Origin of the sequence: Caballeronia sp. INML3B, assembly GCF_023631305.1 — a bacterium.
In the GTDB taxonomy this organism is placed as follows: Bacteria; Pseudomonadota; Gammaproteobacteria; order Burkholderiales; family Burkholderiaceae; genus Caballeronia; species Caballeronia turbans.
In genome coordinates this window covers 38,759-55,316 of record NZ_JALQDI010000033.1, presented here as the reverse complement: position 1 = coordinate 55,316, position 16,558 = coordinate 38,759, and the positions used below count along the sequence as shown (strand labels likewise).

The window sequence follows — 16,558 nt, the reverse complement described above, 5'->3', positions numbered from 1 at the left end:
TTCGATTCAGGAGCCCGCGCGCGCGATGCGCTCCTCGTGCATCGCGATGGCCGTTTCCACCTGGCTCACGTATTGCCGCTCGTCGGCGAGCGCGCGGCGCGCCTCTTCCACCGACGTCTCGATGAAGCGCACGCCGCCGTTCAGCCTCACTTGCGCGAGCTTCCACAGATCCGCGCGGATCACGGCTCCGATTTTCGGATAGCCGCCCGTGGTCTGCGCGTCGCCCATCAAGATGATCGGCTGGCCGTTCGGCGGCACCTGGATCGTGCCGGGCAAGACCGCGTGCGACAGCAGTTCGATCTTCTCGCGCCGCTCGAGCGGCGTGCCGGCGAGGCGAAAGCCCATGCGGTTGCTGTTCGGCGTGATCGTCCATTCCTCGTTCCAGACGCTCTTTTGCGCCGCGTCGCTGAAGCTGTCGTATTCCGGGCCACGCAGCACGCGGATCGGCGCCGCCCACGCGAGTCCCGGCGAATGGCGCCCGCGCCGCACGGGTTCGTCGACGAGCACGAACTTGCACCATGCCGGCGCCTTCACACCGAACGGGGGTTCGTCCGGCGAAAACGCGATGCCCTTGTGCGGCTGCGGCACGCCAACCGGCAAACGGTCGCCGTCGCGCAGCGCCCGCCCGCCGAGTCCGCCGAAGCACGCGCCGAGATCCGTCGAACGCGAGCCGAGCATCGGCAGGACGTCGATGCCGCCCGCGATCGACACATAACAGCGCATGCCGCGCTTCGCCGCGCGCAGCGTCAGTTCCTGGCCCGCGCGCACCGGCAGGCTCCACCACGAATAGACCGGCTCGTCGTCCAGCGTCGCGCCGAAATCGGTTCCGGTGATGGCGACGCGCGTCGCGTGCTTGAAGCGCAGCACGGTCGGACCGAAAGTCACCTCGATGCCCGCCGCATCCGGCCTGTTCCCGACGATCCGATTGCCGATTTCCAGCGAGAGCGCATCGAGCGCGCCACCGGAACTCACGCCGAGATGCCGGTAGCCGCGTCGCCCGAGGTCCTGCACGGAAGTGAGCACGCCTGCCCGAATCACGTCGATCATGCGCGCACCTCCAGTGCCGTGAAGCGCACGCGGTCGCCGGGCTGCATCAGCGTCGGCGGGTTTCTGGCGGGATCGAAGAGCTTCAGTTCGGTGCGTCCGAGCAATTGCCAGCCGCCCGGCGATGCCGCCGGATAGATGCCCGTCTGCACTCCGCCGATCCCGACCGATCCCGCCGGCACTTCGAGGCGCGGCTCGGCACGGCGCGGCATCGCGAGTGCGGGATCGAGCCCGCCGAGATAGGCGAAGCCCGGCTGGAACCCGAGAAAGAACACGATGTACTCGGCTTGCGTATGACGCTTCACCACTTCATCGACCGAGAGGCCCGTATGCTCGGCGAGCGCGGCGAGATCCGGGCCGTCGGCGCCGCCGTAGCGCACCGGAATCTCGATTTCAGCGCTGTCCATGTCGGCCGCCTCGGCGGCGTCCCAGCCACTTTCCAGTTGAGCCGCGAGCGCTTCGTAGTCCGCCTCGAGCGGGTCGAACACGATCGTCAGATTGTTCATGCCCGGCACCACTTCGACGACGTGCGGCATGAGGCGCGCGCGCTCCGCCAGCGCCCAGATGCGGCGCTGGCAGTCGAGCGTGGCGGGCGGCGCGGCTTCGCACACGAGCGCGGCGTCGCCCAGCGGGTGAATACGTGGTCTTGTCATGCCTCAAATTTGCCTTTGCGGGACGCGAAACCGGTCTGGTCGATGCGCTTCGCGTCGTCGCAGAATGTTACATTGTCAATAAATTATCAAGAAATTATCAATACAGGTTTTCGCGAAGGCGCGCGCGTCGCTCGTAAAAATGACGTTGCGCTACACTCCAACGCACTGCAAATCGGTCATCGCCATGCCGCGTCATCCCACCAAGATCGTCTCGTCCGAGCATCTCGTCTCCGAAGCCAGCGCGGAACTGTCGGAATTCGAGTACGGCCTCATCATGGCGGGCAACGCGTTCAATCGCTGGATGGTGCGCTGCATGTCCGCGGCGGGCGCGAAGGACATGACGGCCGTGGAAGTGTCGCTGCTGCATCACGTGAGCCATCGCGACCGCAAGAAGAAGCTCGCCGACATCTGCTTCGTGCTGAACATCGAGGACACGCACGTTGCCACGTATGCACTGAAGAAACTCGTCGCCCGCGGTTACGTGCAGAGCGAGAAATCCGGCAAGGAAGTGTTCTTTTCCGCGACGCCGGCGGGACGCGCGCTGTGCGGCAAGTATCGCGAAGTGCGTGAGGCGTGCCTCATCGAGACGCTGCGCGAAAGCGGCCTCACCAACGAGCAGATCGGCGAAGCCGCGCAATTGTTGCGCAATGCATCCGGCCTCTACGATACCGCCGCGCGCGCGGCGGCATCGCTCTAATAGATCGCCGATTCCGTAACGATCGCATCGAGCGGCATGTCGTGCGCCTCGCGCGGCAGCCTGCCGCACTTGCCCGATTCGTACGCGATGCCGATCATCACCGGCCGCTCTCCATTCGGCCACGCGGCGAGCGTGCGGTCGTAATAGCCGCCGCCATAACCCAGCCGGTATCGATCCTTATCGAAACCGACGCATGGAATCAGCAGCAGCTCCGGAACCACGACCTTTTCTTCAGCGGGCACCGGAATCCGGTAGCGGCCTTCCTTCATCGGCGCATGCGCGCGCCACGCGTGGAAGACCATCGGGGCGTGCGGCTTGACGACCACCGGCAGCGCGGCGCTGCGCGTCTCGTCTGCGGCGAGCCAGCGCGTGAGCGTAGCGCGTGCGTCGAACTCCCCCGCGACCGGCCAATAGAAGCCGACGCATCGCGCCGCGTGCCGCGCGAGCACGTCTTCGACGCGGCTCGCGAGCGCCTCGTTCTTCGCGGCCTGGACGGGCTGCTCGCTTTGCGCCTCGCGGGTCGCGAGAAGGGTTGCGCGCAATGCGGTTTTAGGCTCGCTCTTGGGTTGATCGCAAACGTTGCGTGCTATGCTTTCCTCCGATCTCAGGACCCGGTTCAAGACCATTCGCGCTCCAGAAATAAAGATGTCAAAACGCCTCAACCGAGTATATCTCGCGGCCGGCGCAGCCCTTGCCGCAGCGACGCTCGTCGCCTGCGGTTCGGCTCGCGCCGTCCGTCCCGATGCCGATCTTTCGCCCACGTCGGACGATCGCATCTTCCTGCAGTTGCGCGATGCCGCGCGCGCGAACGATGCCGCCAAGGCCGCCACGCTCGCCGCGCAGATTCCGGACTATCCGGCGCCGAGCTATATCGAATACTTCACGATCAAGCCGCAGCTCTTCGATTCGCAAGGCCACGCGCGCATCGATGCGCCCGACGCGCCGGTGCTCTCGTTCCTGCAGCGCTACGACGGTCAGGCGATCGCCGACCGCATGCGCAACGACTATCTCGTCGTGCTCGGCAGCCGTCACGACTGGAAAAACTTCGAGCAGCAGTATTCCCGTTTCGTTCTCAATGACGACACGCAGGTCAAGTGCTACGCGCTCGAAGCGCGCCAGTCGCGCGGCGAAAACGTCGCGGATGCGGCGCGCGCGCTGCTCGTCGAGCCGAAATGGTACGGCGACGGCTGCGTCGATCTGATCGGTGCGCTCGCGGAGTCGGGCCAGTTCACGAGCGACGACATCTGGCAGCAGATCCGTGTCGCCTACGAACAGAACTACACGTCCACCGGCTCGAGCATCGTCGAGGCGCTCGGCCAGCAGAAGCCGAAGGATTCGCTGCTCGACGACGCCGTCAACAAGCCACCGCTCTATCTCGCGCGCGGCGTGATGCCCAATTCGCCGGCGCATCAGCTGACGCTGCTCGCGATCACGCGCATGGCCCGCAACGATCCGGCCATGGCCGCGGCTACCTTCACCTCCGTCGCGCCGAGTCTCACGCCCGCTGAACGCGCGGTCGGCTGGGGCACCATCGGCTATCAGGCGGCACTCAAGCGCATGCCTGCGGCGGCCGACTGGTATCGGCTGTCGGCGAACGCGCAATTGTCGAATCCGGCGTACGAATGGCGCACGCGCAGTGCGCTGCTCGCGGGCGACTGGAACATGGTGCGCTGGTCTATCGAGCAGATGCCGCCGACCTTGCGCGCGCAGCCCGCGTGGGTCTACTGGCACGCACGCGCCGTGAAGCAGGCCGGCGACACGGCCACGGCGAATCAGGAATTCCAGACCATCGCGGATCAGTACAACTTCTACGGCCAGCTCGCGCTCGAAGAACTCGGTCAGAAGATCAACGTGCCGCCGCGGACCACGGTTTCGGACGCTGAGATTGCGCAGATGCAATCGGTGCCGGGCTTCGCGCTGTCGCAGCGTTTCTACGCGCTGAACATGCGTCTCGAAGGCAACCGCGAATGGAATTGGCCGCTGCGCACCATGACGGACCGGCAACTGATCGCGGCCGCGCAGTACGCGAAGCGCATCGAGCTGTTCGACCGGACCGTCAACACTGCGGACAAAACGAAAGCCGAACACGATTTCACGCTGCGCTATCTATCGCCGTTCCGCGACATCGTCGAACGCGACGCGCAGAACACCGGCCTCGACATCGAATGGGCGTATGGTCTCATCCGCCAGGAGTCGCGCTTCATCATCAACGCGCGCTCGGAAGTCGGCGCGGGCGGCCTCATGCAGTTGATGCCCGGCACGGCGCAACTCGTTGCGAAGAAGATCGGTCTCGGTCCGGTATCGCGCGCGCAGATGAACGACATCAACACGAACATCCTGCTCGGCACGAATTACCTGTCGATGATCTACAATCAATTCGATAACTCGGCCGTACTCGCCACGGCGGGCTACAACGCCGGGCCGGGCCGCCCGAGCCAGTGGCGTCAAGGCTTGCGCGCCCCCGTGGAGGGCGCGGTTTTTGCTGAAACGATCCCGTTCACCGAGACTCGCGATTACGTGAAGAACGTGCTGTCGAACACCGTCTACTATGCGGCACTGTTCGAAGGCCGTCCGCAGTCGTTGAAGGCGCGTCTGGGCTACATCGCACCCTGACCGTCCCGAAGCGAAATCTCACGCCCGCGCGTCGAACACAGGACGCGCGGGCGTTTTCATTTTCGGCCCGCCGTTCTGAACTGAAGCCGCATTCGTCAGGCCGCGATCCAAGAGGTGAACCATGCGACACCAACATGTAGCGCTGATCGGCGGTTCAGGTTTCATCGGCAGTCATCTCGTCAATGCGCTCGTCGATCTCGGCAAGACCGTGCGCATCGCGACGCGGCGGCGCGTCCACGCCGCGCATCTCACGCTGTTGCCCGTCGACGTCATCGAAACCGACGTGCACGATCCCGTGCAACTCGCCGCGTTCGTCGATCAGAGCGATGCGGTGATCAATCTCGTCGGCATTCTCCAGGGGCATCGCGACGACCCGTATGGGCCCGAGTTCGCGAAGGCGCACGTCGAACTGCCGCGCAAGATCGCCGCCGCGTGCGAGGCGAAGGGCGTGCGGCGTCTGCTGCACATGAGCGCGCTTGGCGCCGACTCCCAAGGCCCGAGCATGTACCTGCGCTCGAAGGGCGATGGCGAAAAGATCATTCGTGAATCGGGACTCGACTGGACCATTTTCCGCAGTTCCGTCGTGTTCGGCCCCGAAGACAATCTGCTCAATCAGTTCGCCTTCCTGGAGCGCATGTTCCCGGTGATCCCGCTCGCATGCGCCGATGCGCAGTTCCAGCCGGTATTCGTCGGCGACGTGGCGAAGGCGATGGTCAACGTGCTCGATCTCGACGCCGCCAACGGCCACGTCTACGAACTCGCGGGTCCGGCCGTCTACACGCTGGCGGAACTCGTGCGCTTCGCGGGGGCGACCATCGGCAAGCATTCGCGCATCATCAAGCTGCCGGAGAGCCTCGGCCGGCTGCAGGCGATGACCATGGAACTGGCGCCCGGCCAGCCCATCATCTCGCGTGACAATCTCGATTCCATGAAGACGCCGAACATCGCGAGCGGGCCACTCGCGCCGGAACTGGGCATCGACGAGCCGGCGAGCATCGAGACCATCGCGCCGCTGTATCTGACCGGCAACTCGTCGCGCTCGCGCTTCAACGCTTTCCGCGCGACCGCGCATCGTTAAAACTCTTTTTTTGTGATCGCATGAAACTCGTTATCGGTGACAAGTTCAACTCATCCTGGTCGATGCGGCCGTGGGTGCTGCTCAAACATTTCGGCATCCCGTTCGACGAAACGCTGATCCGTCTCGGCCGGCCCGACACGAAGGCGAAGATTCTCGAGGTCTCGCCGTCCGGCAAGGTGCCGTGCCTCGTCACCGATGCGGGCGATCCTGTGTGGGAATCGCTCGCAATCGTCGAAACGATTGCCGAGATGCACCCCGAGCACGCAATGTGGCCGCGCGACGCCGCCGCTCGCGCCCGCGCGCGCAGCATCAGCGCGGAGATGCACGCGGGTTTCGCGGACCTGCGCCAGAACATGCCGATGGAAATCACGACGCGCGCACCGGGCACGGGCGCGACGCCGGGCGCGCTCGCGAACATCGCGCGCATCGAGGCGATCTGGGCGGAGTGTCTCGCCAGGTCGGGCGGGCCGTTTCTGTTCGGCGAGTTCGGCATCGCGGACGCGATGTTCGCGCCGGTCGTCATGCGCTTCAACACCTACGCGCCTGAACTGAACGCGACATCGCTCGACTATGCGAAGCGCATTACCGCGCTGCCGGCGGTCGCGGCGTGGATCGAAGGCGCGCGCGAGGAAGCGCGATGAACATCTACGCAGTGGGCGGCGCGATCCGCGACGAACTGCTGGGCGTGCCGGTGGTGGATCGCGATTATGTCGTCGTGGGTGCGACGCCTGAGCAGATGGTGGCGCAAGGGTATCGGCCGGTCGGGAAGGACTTTCCGGTGTTTCTGCATCCCGAGACGCACGAGGAATACGCGCTCGCGCGCACCGAGCGCAAAACGGCGGCGGGCTATCACGGCTTCCAGTTTTACTATTCGCCCGATGTGACGCTCGAGGAAGACCTCGCGCGGCGCGATCTCACGATCAACGCGATGGCGCGCGAGGTGACGCCGGCGGGCGAGCTGACCGGGCCGGTCATCGATCCGTTCGGCGGCGCGGCCGATCTGCGGAGCAAGCTGTTCAGGCATGTGGGCGACGCGTTCATCGAAGATCCGGTGCGCATTCTGCGGCTTGCGCGCTTCGCGGCGCGTTTCGCGGATTTCGACGTTGCGCCCGAAACGGCCGAACTGATGAAGAAAATGGTCGCGGCGGGCGAAGTGGACGCGCTCGTGCCCGAACGCGTGTGGCAGGAAGTGTCGCGCGGGCTGATGGAAAAGAAGCCGTCGCGCATGTTCGAGGTGCTGCGCGGTTGCGGCGCGCTCGCGCGGATTCTTCCCGAAGTCGATGCCTTGTGGGGCGTGCCGCAGCGCGCGGATTATCACCCGGAAGTGGACACGGGCGTGCACGTGATGATGGTGCTCGACTACGCCGCGTCGCAGGGATTCGCATTGCCGGTGCGCTTCGCCGCGCTCACGCATGATCTCGGCAAGGCGACGACGCCGGAGCACATCTTGCCGCGTCACATCGGCCATGAAGGACGCAGCGTCGATCTGCTGCGGCCGCTTTGCGAGCGCTTGCGCGTGCCGAACGAATGCCGCGATCTGGCGGTGCTCGTCGCGCGTGAGCACGGCAATATCCATCGCGTGATGGAGATGGGCGCGGCGGCGCTCGTCAGGCTGTTCGAACGCTCGGATGCGTTGCGCAAGCCGGCGCGGTTTGCTGAAGCGTTACAGGCGTGTCTTGCCGATGCGCGTGGCAGGCTCGGGCTGGAGCAGCAGGCTTATCCGCAGGCGGAGCGGCTGCGGGAGGCGCTGGTCGCGGCGCGGGCGGTCGATGCTGGCGCAGTGGCCGAGCAGTACGCTGCTGAGCCTTCCAGGATCAAGGATGCCGTGCATGATGCGCGGGTCGCGGCCGTGAAGGGGGTTTTGGGCGGGTAGCATTTGTTTTTGCCGGATCGGGATCCGGCAAAAACCTCAAATCGCCCGCGCAATCAACGACAACAAAATCGACAACAACAAAGTCGACATAAACGGAAACGAATACTCGCGTCCGAAAATCCGCAACGTGAAATCTCCCGGCAACCTCCCGATGCCGATCTTCTTCAGCCACGGCAGCGAGCCCGAGAGAATCGCAAGCGCGATGAAAGTCGTGAGCAGCCAGCGGATCATGATCGCGCACTCATAGCGTGTGAGAACGATCGCCCGTCGCGAAGGCGTCGAGCGTGCCGGGAATCCCGCGCGAAAACGCGATCACCTTGAAAAGCTCGCCCATTTCCGCTTCCGACAGCAGCTTTTGCACCGCATTCGCAGCGGGGAGAAAGCGCTTCGCATCGGCGGGATCGAGATCCGCGAGCACATCGGTGATGCCGGCGTTCATCAGGAAACGCGCCTGCGACGTGAAGCCGAGCAGATCGGCGCCCGTCTCGACGCCGGCCTCCGCAATGCCCGTAAATTCGACGTGCGCGGTGATGTCCTGCAAACCGGGATACAGAAACGGGTCCGCGTGCGCCCGATGCCGGTAATGGCACATCAGCGTGCCCGTCGCGCGCTGCGCGTGGTAGAACTCGCGCCGCGGAAATCCATAGTCGATGAAGAACGCCGCGCCGCGCGTGAGCATCGTGCAGACGGTCTTCGTGAACGCTAGCGCGGCTTCGTGCGTTTCGGTGACGTACTCGGTGAAAGGCTCGTCGTTGGCATCGTCGATCGCGGCATCGATCAGCTCGACCTGCGCATCCGGCGTGATCGGCCTGTCGTCGAAGGCCAGGCGATCGTTCAGCACGACGACGCCGCGCTCGTGCCACGCACCGAGCTTGCGCACCACGAGGCGCACCGGCATCGCGTCGAGCACCTCATTGCCGATCACGACGCCTTCGAACCGGTCGGGCAGCGCGTCGAGCCATTTCACCTTCGCGGCGAGCGCAGGCGCCTGCTTTTCGACGGTCTCGCGCTGGCGCTCGCGCAACTCGCCCGACAGATCGACGATCGCGTAACTGTCGAACGACACGTCGAGATCGGCGAGCGCGCTCAGCAAACCCGCCGCGAGCTTGCCGGTGCCCGCGCCGAATTCCATCAATTGCCGCGTGCCGGTCTGCTGCAACGCCTGCGCGACCGGCCGCGCGAGCGTCGTCGCAAAAAGCGGGGACAGTTCCGGCGCCGTGACGAAATCGCTGCCGTCTTCCGCGCGGCGGCCGAATTTCATCGCCCCGCCGCTGTAATAGCCGAGACCGGGCGCGTACAGCGCGAGGTCCATGTATCGGTCGAAAGGCAGCCAGCCGCCCGCCGCGGCGATGCGTTCGCGCAGCAGATCTGTCAGTGCTTCGGACTGCGCGAGCGCGTCGGCGCCCGGAGCAGGTAAACTATCGGTTTGTCTGGCATTCGGATTCATCCCAGTATTGTAAATGAGCGCTTCCACGCCTTTTTCTTCCGCTAACTCACCGTCTTCCGGTCCGGTTTCACGTTGCCGCGTCGTGCTCGTAACCGGCGCGGCAAAACGCATCGGGCGCGGTGTCGCGCTGGAATTCGCGCGGCAAGGCTGGAATGTGGCCGTGCATTACGGCAGTTCGGAGCATGAAGCGCGGGAAACCGTCGCGGATATCGAGGCGCTTGGGCGGCGCGCGGTCGCGCTGAAGGCGGATCTCGGCGTCGAGGCCGAGGTCGCGCAACTCGTGCCCGCGTGCGTCGAGGCGTTCGGCGGGCTGAATTGCGTCGTGAACTGCGCGTCGCGCTTCGACGAAGATACGGCCATCGATTTCGGCTACGCGAAATTGCTCGCGATGACCGCCATCAATGTCGCCGCGCCGCTGACGCTCGCGCGCATGCTGCACGAAATAACGCCAGCCGAAGCCGCGGATGACGATGCAAGGCGCGGCGTCGTCATCAACGTGCTGGACCAGAAGCTGTACAACATGAATCCGGATTACCTGTCGTACACGCTGACGAAGGCGGCGCTCGAAAACGCCACCGTCGCGCTCGCACAGGCGCTCGGGCCGAAGCTGCGCGTCGTCGGCCTCGCGCCGGGCCTGACGCTGATTTCCACCGGGCAGACGCCCGCGTCGTTCGAGACGGCGCATCGCGTGACGCCGCTGAACCGCGCATCGACGGTCGAAGACGTGGCGCAGGCCGCGTGCTATCTCGCGAACGCGCACGGCGTGACCGGCACGACGCTCGTCGTCGATGGCGGCCAGCATCTCGTGCCGAGCCCGCGCGACGTGATGTACATGATCGGCCCGCGCACGCCTTGAAACGCGCTTATTGAATATTGGAACTCACATGCTTGCCGCACTTTCGCATCCCCGGCTGACCGATTGCCGGCGGCTTTTTCTGCGCAACTACGAAGTGCGCATCAACATCGGTGTGCATGACTTCGAGAAGCGCGGCGAGCAACGTGTCGTGATCAACGTCGAGCTGTACGTGCCGCTTACGCTGTCGACGCCCGTCGCGGACAAATTGTCCGAAGTCGTCGATTACGACTTCATGCGCTCGACCATCGCCGCGCGCGTGAAGCAGGGCCACATCCACTTGCAGGAAACACTGTGCGACGATGTCGCCGCCGCCTTGCTCGCGCATCCGCACGTGCGCGCAGTGGCCGTATCGACGGAAAAGCCCGACGTCTATCCCGACTGCGACGCGGTGGGCGTCGAAGTCTTTCGCATCAAAGAGGAACGAGCATGAACGCGCGTGACACGATCGAAGCCGCAGAGGCGCAAAAGCCCACGCGCGAGGCGCTGACCAAGCGCCAGCAGAAGGAAGCGTACGAGAACAACAAATTGTTCAAGCGCATCGCGCGTCAGGTCGGTGAGGCGATCGGCGACTTCAACATGATCGAGGAAGGCGACAAGGTGATGGTGTGCCTGTCCGGAGGCAAGGACAGTTACGCGATGCTCGACGTCCTGATGCGCCTGCGCGAGCGCGCGCCGATCAACTTCGAGATCGTCGCCGTCAATCTCGATCAGAAGCAGCCGGGCTTTCCTGAGCACGTGCTGCCGGAATATCTGAGCAAGCTCGAAATTCCGTTTCACATCGAAAATCAGGACACGTACAGCATCGTCAAGCGTCTCGTGCCGGAAGGCAAGACCACGTGCTCGCTCTGCTCACGCCTGCGTCGCGGCATTCTGTATCGCGTGGCGGGCGAGCTCGGCGCGACCAAGATCGCGCTCGGTCATCATCGCGACGACATCCTGCAGACGCTGCTGCTCAACATGTTCTACGGCGGCAAGCTGAAAGGCATGCCGCCCAAGCTGCAATCCGACGACGGCAAGAACGTCGTGATCCGTCCGCTCGCCTACGTGAAGGAAGTGGACCTCGAGAAGTACGCCGAACTGCGCGAATTCCCGATCATCCCGTGCAACCTGTGCGGCAGCCAGCCGAACCTGAAGCGCGCGGAAATGAAGGCGCTGGTGCGCGAATGGGACAAGCGCTTCCCGGGCCGCGTGGACAATATGTTCAACGCGCTGTCGAACGTGGTGCCTTCGCATCTGATGGACAGCAAATTGTTTCCGTTCGCGGGACTGCGCGCGACGGGCGAGGCCGATCCCCAAGGCGATATCGCGTTCGACGAGGAACCGTGTGCAAGCGAACCGTCAGGATCGTCCGGCACGGTTTCAATTGTGCAGTTCGACGACCTGTAACCCTTTATCCGATAAGGCGCAGCGTGGGATTCGCCGCATTGCCCCATAGAGCCGAGTGATATATTGGCGGCTCGTCATACCCAGCAAGGCTTCCTGCGATGAACATCGTGATTCTGGCTGCCGGCATGGGCAAGCGCATGCGCTCCGCCCTGCCGAAAGTACTCCATTCATTGGCGGGCAAGCCTTTGCTCGCGCACGTCATCGATACGGCCCGGACGTTGTCGCCGACACGTCTCGTCGTCGTCGTCGGGCACGGCGCCGACAAGGTTCGCGAAGCCGTCGGCGCGCCGGACGTCCAGTTTGCGCTGCAGGACCGGCAACTCGGCACGGGACACGCGGTGCAGCAGGCGCTGCCGCTGCTCGATCCATCGGTGCCGACGCTCGTGCTGTACGGCGACGTGCCCCTCACGCGCGCAAGCACGCTCAAGCGCCTGATCGATGCGGCGGGCGCCGAGCGCTACGGCGTCCTGACGGTGAGCGTGAGCGATCCGGCCGGCTACGGGCGCATCGTGCGCGACGCGGCCGGAAAAGTGAAAAAGATCGTCGAACAGAAGGATGCGAGCGAGGAAGAGCGGCGCATCGCGGAAATTAACACGGGCATCGTGATCACGCCGACGCGCACGCTCGAAACGTGGCTCGCGTCGCTGAAAAATAACAATGCGCAGGGCGAGTTCTATCTGACGGACGTGGTCGAGCGCGCCATCGACGCGGGCGTGGAAGTCGTCACCGCGCAGCCGGACGCCGAATGGGAAACGCTCGGCGTGAACAGCAAGATTCAGCTCGCGGAACTGGAGCGCATCCATCAGCGCAACGTGGCGCATGCGCTGCTCGACGCGGGCGTGACGCTGATGGACCCGGCGCGCATCGACGTGCGCGGCACGCTCGAATGCGGCGCGGATGTGTCGATCGACGTGAATTGCGTGTTCGAAGGGCGCGTGACGCTCGCCGACAACGTGACGATCGGCCCGAACTGCGTGATCCGCGATGCCGTGATCGGCGCGGGTACGCGCGTCGATGCGTACACGCATATCGAAGGCGGCACGACCGGCGCGAACGTCGTGCTCGGGCCGTATGCGCGGCTGCGTCCGGGCGCGAAGCTCGCCGATGAAGCGCATGTCGGCAACTTCGTCGAGGTGAAGAACGCGGTGCTCGGCCACGGCTCGAAGGCGAACCATCTCAGCTATATCGGCGATTCGGACATCGGGGCGCGCGTGAATATCGGCGCGGGCACGATCACGTGCAACTACGACGGTGCGAACAAGCATCGCACGGTGATCGAGGACGACGTGTTCGTCGGCTCGGATACGCAACTCGTCGCGCCGGTGCGCGTGGGCCGCGGCGTGACTATCGCGGCGGGCACGACGGTGTGGAAGGATGTCGGCGTCGATGAGCTGGTGCTCAACGAGAAGACGCAGGTCAGCAAGACGGGCTACAAGCGCCCGGTGAAGAAGAAGTCGTAAGGCTGTCGAAGACTCAGCCCAACGCGCGCGGCGCTTCGTGCACCGCGCTTTCGAATGCAAGTTTCAAAGGATGAACGTCCATGTGCGGAATTGTCGGCGCGGTAGCGCAACGTAACATTGTCTCGGTGCTGGTCGAAGGTCTGCGCCGGCTCGAGTATCGCGGCTACGACTCGTGCGGCGTGGCCGTTCTGAGCAACGGCGAGCCGCGCCGCGCGCGCAGCGTCGCGCGCGTGTCCGATCTCGATGCGCAAGTGCGCGATTCGAATCTCGGCGGCATGACCGGCATCGCCCACACGCGCTGGGCGACGCACGGCGCACCCGTCACCGACAACGCGCACCCGATCTTCTCGCGCGATACCGTCGCGCTCGTGCACAACGGCATCATCGAGAACTACGAGTCGCTGCGCGAGATGCTGAAGGGCAAGGGCTACGAGTTCGTCTCGCAGACCGATACCGAAGTCATCGCGCATCTGATCCACAGCATGTATCGCGGCGACCTGTTCCAGACCGTGCGCGAGGCGGTGAAGCAACTGCACGGCGCGTATGCGATCGCCGTGATGCACAGGAATCAGCCGCATACGGTCGTGGGCGCGCGCCAGGGTTCGCCGCTCGTCGTCGGCGTGGGCGAGGGCGAGAACTTCCTCGCGTCGGACGCGCTCGCGCTCGCCGGCAGCACCGACCGCTTCGCGTTCCTGGAAGAAGGCGATGTCGTGGAAATCGGCCTCGACGGCGTGAAGATCGTCGATCGCGAAGGGCTGCCCGCCGAGCGCGAAGTGCGTGTGGTCACGGCATACGGCGGCGCGGTGGAGCTCGGGCCGTATCGCCATTTCATGCAGAAGGAAATCTTCGAGCAGCCGCGCGCGATAACCGACACGATCCCTCAAGCCGATCAGTTCGACCCGGGCCTGTTCGGCGAAGGCGCGCGCGACGCGTTCGCGGGCGTCGACAGCCTGCTGATTCTCGCGTGCGGGACGAGCTACTACTCGGGGCTGACGGCGAAGTACTGGCTCGAATCGATCGCGAAGATTCCGACGCAGGTCGAGATCGCGAGCGAATATCGCTATCGCGAGTCGGTGCCGAATCCGAAGGCGCTGGTTGTCACGATCTCGCAATCGGGCGAAACCGCCGATACGCTCGCCGCGCTCAAGCATGCGCAGGCGCTCGGCCACAAGCACACGCTCGCGGTGTGCAACGTCGCGACGAGCGCGATGGTGCGCCAGACCGAGTTCGCGTTCCTGACGCACGCGGGCACGGAAATCGGCGTGGCATCGACGAAGGCCTTCACGACGCAGCTCGTCGGCTTGTTCGTGCTGGCGGTGACGCTCGCGAAGATGCGCGGTCACGTGAATGCGAAGCAGGAAGCCGCGTATTTCACGCAACTGCGGCATTTGCCGGCGGCGTTGAACAGCGTGCTCGCGCTGGAACCGCAGATCATCGCGTGGTCGGAAGAGTTCGCGCGCAAGGAGAACGCGCTGTTCCTCGGTCGCGGGCTGCACTATCCGATCGCGCTCGAAGGCGCGTTGAAGCTCAAGGAAATCTCGTACATCCACGCGGAAGCGTATCCGGCGGGTGAACTCAAGCACGGGCCGCTCGCGCTCGTGACCGAAGCGATGCCGGTGGTGACGGTCGCACCGAACGACGCGCTGCTCGAAAAGCTGAAGTCGAACATGCAGGAAGTACGTGCGCGTGGCGGTGAGCTCTATGTGTTCGCGGATGCGGATACGCGCATCGTCAGCGAGGACGGTATCCATGTGATCCGCATGCCGGAGCACTATGGGGCGCTGTCGCCGATTCTGCACGTCGTGCCCTTGCAGCTGCTCGCGTATCACACGGCGTGTGCGCGTGGGACGGATGTCGATAAGCCGAGAAATCTGGCTAAGTCTGTTACGGTGGAGTGATGGGGGTTTAGTCGTCGATTTGGGCTACAAGGCTCTTGTCTGCCGCTGAGCCTAACCATCTGCGAGTGCGCAAGCGCTATCGATGTCAAAGGGGCGCTGGAGTTTTTCCAGCGCCCCTTTTTTTGCGCGCGACGGGCGATCGTGTGTATCGCTCAATGGCCGCCTCTGAAGGCCACAAGAGGCGCACCGTCCTGCAATCTCGCGAAAAAGCGACCGGCTGCGGTCGAGCGTGCCCTTCTCCACCTGTGGACAACCTTGTTGGCAGTTGACCGAGTTAACTGTTGGCGATTTCTGAAGAACTCGATGCGTCTCGCAACGGCCCGAAAGTTGTTCCAGGTTCAAGCGAAAACCGGACGCGATATCCCGAAGTTGTTTACGCGGTAAGTGCCTGATGCACAACGCACACCAGACGTTATCCACTGAATTGCGCGGTGCTTGTTAACTACTACCACGTATACATACGAACTCTTCTGTTTACTTAAGCAGCCAGGATGCATCGCTTAAAACATGAGCGTTCACGGCACGCGATACGAAGCTTCAGCTCGCGCCATGCACCTGTCGCAACCGCTCCCGGCTATTGCTCAAATGCATGCGCATCGCGGCGCGCGCATCGTCGGGATCCTGACGCAGGATCGCCTGATAGATCGCTTTGTGCTCGCTGAGCACGTTGCGCAGACGCTCGATCTGATCCAGCTCCGCGATCTCCGCTTTGCCGAGTCTCGTACGCGGACTGACGGCGCGTCCCAACTGGCTCAGCACGTCATGGAAATAGCGGTTGCCGCTCGCCCGCGCGATCTGCAAATGAAACTCGACGTCGTGTTGCAGCACATCCGTACTTCCGCTCGCCAGTTCTTCCTCGAAGCGTTTGAGCGCGGCGGCAATCAACTTGAGATGCGCCTCCGTGCGACGGCCGGCGGCGAGCGCGGCGGCCGCGCCTTCCAGATCGATGCGAAATTCGATGATCGCCATGATGTCGAGGAGGCTGGACAAATCCGCATCGGCCAGACGAACCGCTTCGCGTTCCTCGGGCGCCCGAATGAACGTGCCTACGCCATGACGCGTTTCGACCACATTCGCCGCCTGCAAGCGCGATACCGCTTCACGCACGACCGATCGGCTCACCGACAGCTGTTTCATCAGCGCGACTTCGGTCGGGATTTTGTCGCCGGGACGGAGGACGCCGCGTTCGATATCCTCGAACAGGCTTGCGACGACTTTTTCGGTGAGGCTGGCCATGGTATTCGTTGCTGATTGATTGTAATTTTCTAAGGGCGATGGTGTCTCGTTGTCGGACGTCTTCGCGTCGCTTGGAAGCGGAGTGCACGAAGCGCCGCGCGGGGCGTGCGGGTGGATGTCCGACAACGCATCTTCCCGCCGCCGAGCGCTCTCGTCAATTTGGCCGTTGATGACGATTGACTCGGCTAGAAATAAGACATCGTATAAGATATCGCAGGCGAAAACGTGAGAAGAAGCCTGTAATACAAGGCGATCAGGGTTAACGCCGCTGTCGCTTAACCGCAAAATGATTGTACCCTGTGTTAAGACGTCCGATG

Annotated in this window: 16 protein-coding genes; 10 read left to right on the top strand and 6 right to left on the bottom strand. The window is 64.0% G+C overall.

Translation table 11 applies throughout. The annotated features are described in order from the left end of the window. Positions 1 to 6 precede the first annotated feature (6 nt). The gene (locus tag NCS58_RS13885) at positions 7 to 1,047 is read right to left on the bottom strand and encodes a biotin-dependent carboxyltransferase family protein (protein WP_061120274.1); all 1,041 of its coding nucleotides are present in this window, start codon (positions 1,045 to 1,047) and stop codon (positions 7 to 9) included. After that, on the bottom strand, positions 1,044 to 1,697 hold the full coding sequence (pxpB, locus tag NCS58_RS13880; RefSeq protein ID WP_250538590.1) for a 5-oxoprolinase subunit PxpB: 654 nt from the start codon (positions 1,695 to 1,697) through the stop codon (positions 1,044 to 1,046). The genes NCS58_RS13885 and pxpB overlap by 4 nt, the downstream gene beginning before the upstream one ends. A gap of 184 nt (positions 1,698 to 1,881) precedes the next feature. Here pxpB and NCS58_RS13875 point away from each other — a divergent pair, with 184 nt between their 5' ends. After that, positions 1,882 to 2,394, top strand: a complete 513-nt coding sequence (locus tag NCS58_RS13875) for a winged helix DNA-binding protein (RefSeq protein ID WP_061120328.1) — start codon at positions 1,882 to 1,884, stop codon at positions 2,392 to 2,394. Here the strand turns inward: NCS58_RS13875 and NCS58_RS13870 are convergent. Continuing rightward, positions 2,391 to 3,020 (bottom strand): 5-formyltetrahydrofolate cyclo-ligase, encoded by a 630-nt coding sequence (locus NCS58_RS13870; protein WP_250538589.1) that lies wholly within the window; start codon positions 3,018 to 3,020, stop codon positions 2,391 to 2,393. The genes NCS58_RS13875 and NCS58_RS13870 overlap by 4 nt on opposite strands. Positions 3,021 to 3,039: 19 nt before the next feature. Between NCS58_RS13870 and NCS58_RS13865 the strand changes: the two genes are divergently transcribed. The 4 genes from NCS58_RS13865 (at position 3,040) to NCS58_RS13850 (ending at position 7,958) form a co-directional block, all read left to right on the top strand. Continuing rightward, a complete protein-coding gene (locus tag NCS58_RS13865) occupies positions 3,040 to 5,007 on the top strand; it encodes a lytic transglycosylase domain-containing protein (RefSeq protein ID WP_061120277.1) in 1,968 nt (655 codons plus the stop codon). 121 nt (positions 5,008 to 5,128) lie between these two features. Continuing rightward, the gene (locus NCS58_RS13860; protein ID WP_250538588.1) at positions 5,129 to 6,085 is read left to right on the top strand and encodes a complex I NDUFA9 subunit family protein; all 957 of its coding nucleotides are present in this window, start codon (positions 5,129 to 5,131) and stop codon (positions 6,083 to 6,085) included. A gap of 20 nt (positions 6,086 to 6,105) precedes the next feature. After that, entirely contained in the window at positions 6,106 to 6,726 is a 621-nt protein-coding gene (locus NCS58_RS13855; RefSeq protein ID WP_061120279.1) for a glutathione S-transferase family protein, read from the top strand. Beyond that, entirely contained in the window at positions 6,723 to 7,958 is a 1,236-nt protein-coding gene (locus tag NCS58_RS13850; RefSeq protein ID WP_061120280.1) for a multifunctional CCA addition/repair protein, read from the top strand. Before NCS58_RS13855 ends, NCS58_RS13850 begins: the two co-directional genes overlap by 4 nt. Before the next feature lie 36 nt (positions 7,959 to 7,994). Here NCS58_RS13850 and NCS58_RS13845 read toward each other — a convergent pair whose 3' ends face one another. Together NCS58_RS13845 and NCS58_RS13840 are read right to left on the bottom strand one after the other, a co-directional pair. After that, the gene (locus tag NCS58_RS13845) at positions 7,995 to 8,189 is read right to left on the bottom strand and encodes a DUF2905 domain-containing protein (protein WP_061120281.1); all 195 of its coding nucleotides are present in this window, start codon (positions 8,187 to 8,189) and stop codon (positions 7,995 to 7,997) included. 10 nt (positions 8,190 to 8,199) lie between these two features. Further along, positions 8,200 to 9,405 (bottom strand): class I SAM-dependent methyltransferase, encoded by a 1,206-nt coding sequence (locus NCS58_RS13840; protein ID WP_250477187.1) that lies wholly within the window; start codon positions 9,403 to 9,405, stop codon positions 8,200 to 8,202. 13 nt (positions 9,406 to 9,418) lie between these two features. Between NCS58_RS13840 and NCS58_RS13835 the strand changes: the two genes are divergently transcribed. The 5 genes from NCS58_RS13835 (at position 9,419) to glmS (ending at position 15,005) form a co-directional block, all read left to right on the top strand. Further along, positions 9,419 to 10,261 (top strand): SDR family oxidoreductase, encoded by an 843-nt coding sequence (locus NCS58_RS13835; RefSeq protein ID WP_250538587.1) that lies wholly within the window; start codon positions 9,419 to 9,421, stop codon positions 10,259 to 10,261. Positions 10,262 to 10,289: 28 nt separating this feature from the next. Beyond that, complete coding sequence (locus NCS58_RS13830; RefSeq protein ID WP_061120284.1) at positions 10,290 to 10,691, top strand: dihydroneopterin aldolase; 402 nt, start codon at positions 10,290 to 10,292, stop codon at positions 10,689 to 10,691. Beyond that, positions 10,688 to 11,647, top strand: coding sequence for a tRNA 2-thiocytidine(32) synthetase TtcA (gene ttcA, locus NCS58_RS13825; RefSeq protein ID WP_061120285.1), 960 nt, complete (start codon positions 10,688 to 10,690; stop codon positions 11,645 to 11,647). Before NCS58_RS13830 ends, ttcA begins: the two co-directional genes overlap by 4 nt. Before the next feature lie 98 nt (positions 11,648 to 11,745). After that, complete coding sequence (glmU, locus tag NCS58_RS13820) at positions 11,746 to 13,107, top strand: bifunctional UDP-N-acetylglucosamine diphosphorylase/glucosamine-1-phosphate N-acetyltransferase GlmU (RefSeq protein ID WP_061120286.1); 1,362 nt, start codon at positions 11,746 to 11,748, stop codon at positions 13,105 to 13,107. Between the two features lie 80 nt (positions 13,108 to 13,187). Further along, the gene (gene glmS, locus NCS58_RS13815) at positions 13,188 to 15,005 is read left to right on the top strand and encodes a glutamine--fructose-6-phosphate transaminase (isomerizing) (protein ID WP_061120287.1); all 1,818 of its coding nucleotides are present in this window, start codon (positions 13,188 to 13,190) and stop codon (positions 15,003 to 15,005) included. Between the two features lie 537 nt (positions 15,006 to 15,542). On the opposite strand, the gene NCS58_RS13810 is transcribed toward glmS, so the two are convergent. Next, positions 15,543 to 16,241 (bottom strand): FadR/GntR family transcriptional regulator, encoded by a 699-nt coding sequence (locus NCS58_RS13810; protein WP_250538604.1) that lies wholly within the window; start codon positions 16,239 to 16,241, stop codon positions 15,543 to 15,545. Positions 16,242 to 16,558 lie beyond the last annotated feature (317 nt).